9 protein-coding genes are annotated in these 6535 nt (G+C 58.8%); 3 read left to right on the plus strand and 6 right to left on the minus strand.

Annotated features, from left to right (window positions below; translation table 11 throughout):
- Positions 1–33 precede the first annotated feature (33 nt).
- A complete protein-coding gene (locus tag NW815_RS11875; protein WP_414416054.1) occupies positions 34–516 on the minus strand; it encodes an ABC transporter permease in 483 nt (160 codons plus the stop codon).
- A gap of 491 nt (positions 517–1007) precedes the next feature.
- Here NW815_RS11875 and ruvA point away from each other — a divergent pair, with 491 nt between their 5' ends.
- Together ruvA and nadD are read left to right on the plus strand one after the other, a co-directional pair.
- Entirely contained in the window at positions 1008–1622 is a 615-nt protein-coding gene (gene ruvA, locus NW815_RS11880) for a Holliday junction branch migration protein RuvA (RefSeq protein WP_414381256.1), read from the plus strand.
- Positions 1619–2227, plus strand: coding sequence for a nicotinate-nucleotide adenylyltransferase (gene nadD / locus NW815_RS11885; protein WP_011432197.1), 609 nt, complete (start codon positions 1619–1621; stop codon positions 2225–2227). The genes ruvA and nadD overlap by 4 nt, the downstream gene beginning before the upstream one ends.
- Positions 2228–2413: 186 nt before the next feature.
- Here the strand turns inward: nadD and psaC are convergent, their stop codons facing one another.
- Positions 2414–2662 (minus strand): photosystem I iron-sulfur center protein PsaC, encoded by a 249-nt coding sequence (psaC, locus tag NW815_RS11890; protein ID WP_414350136.1) that lies wholly within the window; start codon positions 2660–2662, stop codon positions 2414–2416.
- A 213-nt stretch (positions 2663–2875) separates the two neighbouring features.
- Between psaC and NW815_RS11895 the strand changes: the two genes are divergently transcribed.
- Entirely contained in the window at positions 2876–3268 is a 393-nt protein-coding gene (locus tag NW815_RS11895) for a hypothetical protein (RefSeq protein ID WP_414390181.1), read from the plus strand.
- A 26-nt stretch (positions 3269–3294) separates the two neighbouring features.
- Here NW815_RS11895 and NW815_RS11900 read toward each other — a convergent pair whose 3' ends face one another.
- The 4 genes from NW815_RS11900 to NW815_RS11915 all read right to left on the minus strand — a co-directional run bounded on the left by NW815_RS11900 (position 3295) and on the right by NW815_RS11915 (position 6218).
- Positions 3295–3657: a DUF3493 domain-containing protein gene (locus tag NW815_RS11900; RefSeq protein ID WP_011432201.1), complete on the minus strand. Its 363-nt coding sequence runs from the start codon at positions 3655–3657 to the stop codon at positions 3295–3297.
- 3 nt (positions 3658–3660) lie between these two features.
- A complete protein-coding gene (locus NW815_RS11905; RefSeq protein WP_011432202.1) occupies positions 3661–4302 on the minus strand; it encodes a hypothetical protein in 642 nt (213 codons plus the stop codon).
- 135 nt (positions 4303–4437) lie between these two features.
- Positions 4438–5739: a gamma-glutamyl phosphate reductase gene (locus NW815_RS11910; protein ID WP_414390184.1), complete on the minus strand. Its 1302-nt coding sequence runs from the start codon at positions 5737–5739 to the stop codon at positions 4438–4440.
- A 137-nt stretch (positions 5740–5876) separates the two neighbouring features.
- Positions 5877–6218 carry a hypothetical protein gene (locus NW815_RS11915; RefSeq protein ID WP_414390186.1) on the minus strand — a complete coding sequence of 114 codons (342 nt, stop codon included), beginning with the start codon at positions 6216–6218 and terminating at the stop codon, positions 5877–5879.
- Positions 6219–6535: the final 317 nt, after the last annotated feature.

Raw genomic sequence — 6535 nt, forward strand, 5'->3', positions numbered from 1 at the left:
TCAGCAGTGTTCAGCGTAAATGTATCAGAGCCATCAGCGAGTCGTGGTTTTCTCTTGGGTCAAGTGATGGATCAGCCAAATGGGGAGCACCGTCAGGCCGATCACCCCCAGGGCCACCACGCTGATCACCGGGCGCTGCCGAGGCTTGGTTAGCTGGCTGAACACCCAGATCGGCAGGGTTTGCTGCTGGCCAGCGGTGAAGGTGGTGACGATGATTTCATCGAAAGACAGGGCAAACGCCAGCAGGGATCCCGCCAATAGGGCCGAGGCCAGTTCGGGCAGAAGGATGTACCGAAAGGTTTGCAGAGGATTGGCCCCCAAGTCGGCAGAAGCCTCCAGTTGAGAGCGTCCCATGCGGCGAAACCGGGCCAGCACGTTGTTGTACACCACCACCAGACAAAAGGTGGCATGGCCGATAACAATTGTCCAAAAGCTGAAAGGGATATGCAGCAAATGGATCGCCGAGCGCAAGGCGATCCCGGAGACAATGCCCGGCAAGGCGATGGGCAGCAACACCAAACAAAAACGAGATCGTCTCGCGGCCAAAAAATCGGCTGCGATAGACTGCTGCTGCCGCCAGGGATCCCAGCACCACCGCCACTCCGGTAGCCAGCACAGCCACCCGCAAAGACAAAAACAAGGCCCGCCAAATATCTGCCCGCCCCCAGGCCACGGCAAACCAGCGCCAGGTCAGCCCCGGCAAAGGGAAGCGCAAGGTCGCCTCATCGGGGCTGAAGGCATAAAGGACGATCACCAGCAGAGGAAGATGGAGAAAGAGCAGCACCCCCAGCGAGAACAGGATCCAAAGCCATTGGCCGATGGGAAAAGGGCGAATCGGCATGGATGAGGGAGAATACAGAGCTGGATGGGGAACAGTCTACAGGTAGAGAAATGGTCTGTGAAATAGCCTTGTAGGGAAGCAGCCTTTGGCAAGGACTTTAGATTGCTTGGCCGACTTTGGAGCTCCAGTCGAGCAGAGCATCCCAAACCCAGATTAAACTCGCAGCATGATCGCGTTTTTAAGCGGCCACCTTGTGGCCATCGAATGGGGAGAGCGCAGCAGCCTCACTGTTGAGGTGCAGGGGATCGGCTATCGCGTCAAGGCCCCAGGACGTTTTCTCAAGCAACTGCCTGCAGTGGGGGAGCCCGTCCGGGTGTTCACCCATTTGGTGGTGCGAGAGACCGAGCTGGTGTTGTACGGGTTTGGCTCGCCAGCCGAGCGGGACTTGTTTGTGGAACTCATCAAAGTCTCAGGGGTGGGGCCGGCTTTGGGCTTGGCCCTGCTGAATACCTTCAGCCTGCCGGAGCTGGTGCAGGCGGTGGTGACCGAAAATGTGCGCCTGCTCTCCCTCACGCCGGGGGTAGGTCATAAAACGGCCCAACGGCTGGCCCTGGAGCTGAAAACCAAGCTGGCCCACTGGCGACAGGGGATGGGGGTTGCGGATCAACCCTTGGCCGGAGGGCCGCCCATGCCCATCCGAGAAGAGGTGGAAATGGCCTTGCTGGCCCTGGGCTACAGCACTCAGGAAATTCAGGCTGCCTTGCAAGCTCTGCCCACTCACCCCCGCCCAACGGAAGACTGGCTGCGGGATGCCATCACCTACCTGAGCCAGCAGCCATGAAGCACCGCCGCATTGCCATTCTGGGTGGAACCTTCAACCCTGTACACCACGGCCATTTGATCATGGCAGAACAAGCCCTTTGGCAGTTTGACCTGGATCAGGTGCTGTGGATGCCCGCCGGGGATCCCCCCCACAAGCCTCTGGCCCCTGGCGCCAGCAAAGCCGACCGCCTGGCCATGGTCAAGCTGGCCATTGCCGACCACGAGCGCTTCGCCTGCTCAGAGCTGGAGATCCGCCGTTCGGGGCGCTCCTACACCATCGAGACACTGCGCACCCTCATCCAGGAGCAACCCAATACCCAGTGGTACTGGATCATCGGCGTGGATGCTCTGCGGGACCTGCCCCAGTGGTATCAAGCGGAAGAACTGGCCCGCCTCTGCCATTGGATTGTTGCCCCACGGGTGGATGCCGGCGATGCCGCCCAGGTGCTGCAGGCGGTGGCCGCAAAGCTGCCCATCCAAGCCCAAATCCTGGAAGCCCCTACCCTGACGCTCTCTTCCACCTACCTGCGACAGCAAATCCAAAAGGGAGGGTCTATCCGCTACCTGGTGCCCCCTGCTGTGGAGCACTATATCCGTCAGCACCGCCTCTATCTGCAGCCCTAAAGGAAAAAAGGGGGCGGATCCCCCCTCTAGAGTCACCAAACAGCTTAAGACCTGCCATACGCCACAGCCTCTCCCCGGAAGAGGGAAAGGCTGGAACTGGGTTGGGAAGTAAACTGCTTTTCTGGTACTCTAGAATACTTGTGCTCTGTGGGCAGTTGAGAGTGGGGTTGCGGCCAGGTGCCCCCATCAGTAGGCTAAGCCCATGCTGCGGGTGGTTTCGGGGCCAAGGTAGACTCGGATGCTCAGAAAATCGGTGGGACAAGCGGTTTCACAGCGTTTGCAGCCAACGCAGTCTTCGGTGCGGGGGGCAGCCGCGATCATCCCAGCTTTGTTTTTTCCCTTCCAGGGCACCATCTCCAACACGTCGGTGGGACAAGCCCGCACACACTGAGTGCAGCCGATGCAGGTGTCGTAGATCTTGACCGAGTGAGCCATTAGCGTTCTCCAGTCGAGCAGGTTGAAAAGTTAAAAAAAGGTTTACCGAATCGGCATGGCAGCAACATCGCTGCGCCAGTGCCCTCAGTGTACAGTAGTCCTGGGAAGCCTCCAAAATCTCCGATCCAAATGTTCAAACAAATTTACATCCGGTGGGGTCGTCCTCTGAGCTGATGGGAAGGTTGCTGGGGTTGGGCTAGGATCGGCCTGAAGATGACAGGACAAGGGATCCCGAACATGGGGCGCTCGGTGCAAGATTGGCGAAGGCAAACTCAGGGCAATCTGCGTCGTCTGGGGCCAATTTTGCTGGAGATCTTCGAGGAAAACGTCCCTCGCCTGCGCCAATGGGATCAGCAGCTCACCGACTGGGTGCGCAGCCACCGCTGGGGGGTGGATCCGTCTCTGCCCAAGGTGGCTATCTATGTCCTGGGCGCAGTGGTGATCCTGGCGCTCCCACTTCTCACGTTTGTGGCTTTGGGGGCCTTTCTGACCTTTCTGGGTGTCCAAATTGTCCAAAAGTGGTCACAAGGGGATCCCGCTCGCCAAACTCAGCGCCGCTATCTGCGCAGTGCTGACGCGGATGATGATGACTTTGATCTGGATTGAGAAAGGGGCTGCGGGGAATGGGCGGGCTAACTGTCCGCCGACCGTTGGGGCTCCTGGGAGTCTTGCTGCATGCCCAAGCGTTGTTTGACCTGTCTGATCACCTTCTGGTGAGAGCGGTTTTCCAGCCTGTTCAGGCCGATGGCGCCGGCCAGGATCCCCAACTGCAAGGCCAAGCTGGGCAAGGTGGTGTTCAAGTCCCGTCCCGCCAGGGCTCGAAAGAAAAACACAAACGCCCCGATGGTAGCCGAGAACCCCACCGCCAAGTAGATGAAGCGCCGCAAGCTGCGGTAGGGAGCGGCCAGCTCCGTCAACAGCCTCACCTGCTCTGCTGAAGAGGGATCCCGGCGTTGCGACAGGGGCGATCTTGGCTTGGGATCGGAGTCTGCCATTGGCTACACCTCCTCAGGCAACAAGAGGGGCTCCCGACCGGAAACCCCCGCCAAAACGGCTTCGGCAGCGCGGCAGGCGGCCAGAATATCTCGCTCTTCCCCTCCCAAGTACACGCGGCCAAAGCTACCGAAAGGCATCACTTCTAGGATGTTGATCTGGGCAGATTTTTCTGCCTCGTTGGCAGCCAGGGGGGCATAGCCTGCCGGTTGCACCTCCAGGATGTAGAGGGTTTGGCCGGCCAGGAGCATTTGGCCACGGCGGGAACGGTTAATCAACTGGGTTTGGTGGGGATCGATGTTGCGGATGATCTGGCTGGAGATGATGCGGGGCTTGAGGCGCTCCTGTTCACTCACCCCTAAGGCAGCCAGAATCGCCCGTCCGGCGGTGCGGGTATCCCCTTGGTTGCTGGAGTGTACTTCCAGAAGGCCGTAGAGGCGTTCCACCACCTGCAGCCCCGGCCTCACCGAGGTGGCCTTCAGGGCAATATCCATAACGCGGTTGATCTCGATGCCGGGGGAAATCTCAACCCACAAAGAAGTGTCCCCAGGCAGGGGCAAAAAGCCATAGGCTACTGTGCCCAGATAAGCAGCATACTGGGGTTGCAGCCGATCCAAAAACACGTAACTGCGAAGGTCGATCCCCAAAAAAGTCCTCCCTTTGGGCTCAGTTGGATGTTGAGCTGATGGCGATCTACATTCTCATTCTCCAGCCTCATCCCAGCTCTTGGATCTTGGGCAGACCGGCCAACCTTGGTGCATCAGTTGGGTTGCTGCCCGGCTCTACAGATCGCCCTGAGCCACCACCTTCACCGTTGTCAGGGCTTCCACGTCGATGGGCCCGCGCACGTGCAGCCGCTGAGTAGAAATGCCCAAAGACAGGTCGCGAAACGCTCCCAACGTGGGGATCCCAGCTCCCCGGCCTGCCGAGAGGGGGGAAGTGTTGATGTGGATCAGGGCGGCATCTACTTCCTGGAGAAAGCGCTGGGCCGCCGATTGGCTATCGGTGAGGATCGTCTCCGATTGACGGCAACCATTTTTGTTAATCCAGGCGATCGCCTCCGTCAGGTCGGCAATGGGCTGCAGGCGCAGATGAGGTCGTTCTGTCGAGTCAAAGCCTTCCCCAAGCGGCTGGAGCTGCGGGAACTGCTCTAGGATGGGTGCTGCTGCCTGTACAGCGATCCCGTGACCCAGCAAGTCCTCCACCAAGGCGGTCAGATGGTTGGCGGCCCAATCGGTGTGGATCAGCAGCCAAAGGGTGAGGGGCTGATAGATAGGGATCCCTTCTGAGCCGTACTGGGCCAGGGGATCCAACAAAGCCGATTTGACCAAGGGCCAAGGGGCAGTGCGATCCAGATAGATGTGGCCGTAGCCCAAATGGGTAGCCAGAGTCGGCACTTTGCTGGCCTGCAACAGGAACTCCACCCAGCCGGGGCGACCGCAGGGAATCACCAGGTCGAGGTAGCGGGTTTGCTGTAGCAACGGCAACAGTGGGGAATCTGCTTGGGGATCCGCCGTTTGGTCTTGGGCGGGCAAGGTTTGAATGGCCCCTTCCGGGATCCCGTGCTCATAAGCCGTCTCTGCCAACAGGTTGACCATAGCCTGGTGAGTTTTCTGGATGGGACCGCTGCTGGCCAAAATCACGCCATTTCCTGTTTTTAGGCACATGCCAATGCCATTTAAGGCAAACTCGGGGTAGATTTCGTAGACCAGAGCAATCAACCCCAACGGGACGCGGTAGCGGCCAATAAACAGGCCATTCTCCTGGCGGTGCCCTTTCTCCAGCTTGCCAATGGGATCCGGCTGCTGGGCCAGGAGAGTCAGCAACTGGGCGGATCGCTGTAGACGCTCGGGGGTGAGCTTCAGGCCGTTGAGGATCCACTCCGGTACGGTTTGCTCGCGGCAACTTTCCAGGTCGAGGGTATTGGCTTCCAGGAGCAGATCGGAGCGCTCCAACAAACACCGCGAGAGAGCCAGCAGGGCCTGGCGCTTGGTTTGGCTGCTCAACCGCTGCATCTGCGGTAGTAAGCGGCGTACCTGTCGCAGAGTGGTACCTAAGTCAAAGTCTGAACCGAAATCTGTCACTTGAACTTCTCCCGCCTAGCCCATTAGAGACAGACCCGCTGCGTTCTCCAGACCACTGCTAACAAGAAATGGTTGGATCCACAAGTGTCAGGGCTGCCAACTCTAGAAACCGGTTGCCGGATCAGATCTCGTAAGTCTCAGGGCCGCCGCAGCATCAGGATCGCCGTTACCACCAACAGCGTCAACAACAAGCCGAGAATCATGAACCAACTGAGCAACTGGGTTTGGTTTGGGAAGAGCACTGCGCCGATGAACCCAACCGCCAAGACAATGCCCAAGCTGAGGGTGAGGCCCAAGAGCGCGGATCCCTGTAGGGTGTTTTCCCGCCGCAACACCCATTGGTAGCCGTTCCAGAACCACATTTTGCGGTAGGGATAGGAAACGGCCAGTTGCTCGATGTACAGGCGGTCGGGGGTGATGGCAAAAATATGCTGGCAACGGCTACACCCGAAGGCTTCGGTTAGGGTGATCAGGCGCAACTGACCTTGATGGCAGCACGGGCAGGGGTAAATTTTGGTGGGCTCAAGGGTCTGAGCGACACGCGAGGCTGATTTTTGACGGGGAGACTTGCGGGGAGAAGAGAACGCCACAGCTCTCAGCCGGTGAGAAGTTGGGATCCCTCACATCCTATCTCCAGCCAAGCCGGTTCAAGCTACCCAAAGATGATGGACGTAGCGCCAGATGAGGATTTGGTTGAGGACAAAAAAGACTAAAGCCAAAAGCCCATATCCCAGCTTCAGAGCAACACCAAGATAAGGCCGCACCTGTTGGGGGATGAAGCTGAAATCGGTGTGTT

It is taken from the genome of Synechococcus sp. R6-7, from assembly GCF_047461695.1.
Taxonomy (GTDB): Bacteria; Cyanobacteriota; Cyanobacteriia; order Thermostichales; family Thermostichaceae; genus Thermostichus.

Bases quoted from the DNA above. Each gene is read 5' to 3' on its own strand.
- ruvA (WP_414381256.1), top strand. From the start codon at position 1,008: ATGATCGCGTTTTTAAGCGGCCACCTTGTGGCCATCGAATGGGGAGAG.
- nadD (WP_011432197.1), top strand. From the start codon at position 1,619: ATGAAGCACCGCCGCATTGCCATTCTGGGTGGAACCTTCAACCCTGTA.
- psaC (WP_414350136.1), bottom strand. From the start codon at position 2,662: ATGGCTCACTCGGTCAAGATCTACGACACCTGCATCGGCTGCACTCAG.
- NW815_RS11895 (WP_414390181.1), top strand. From the start codon at position 2,876: ATGACAGGACAAGGGATCCCGAACATGGGGCGCTCGGTGCAAGATTGG.
- NW815_RS11900 (WP_011432201.1), bottom strand. From the start codon at position 3,657: ATGGCAGACTCCGATCCCAAGCCAAGATCGCCCCTGTCGCAACGCCGG.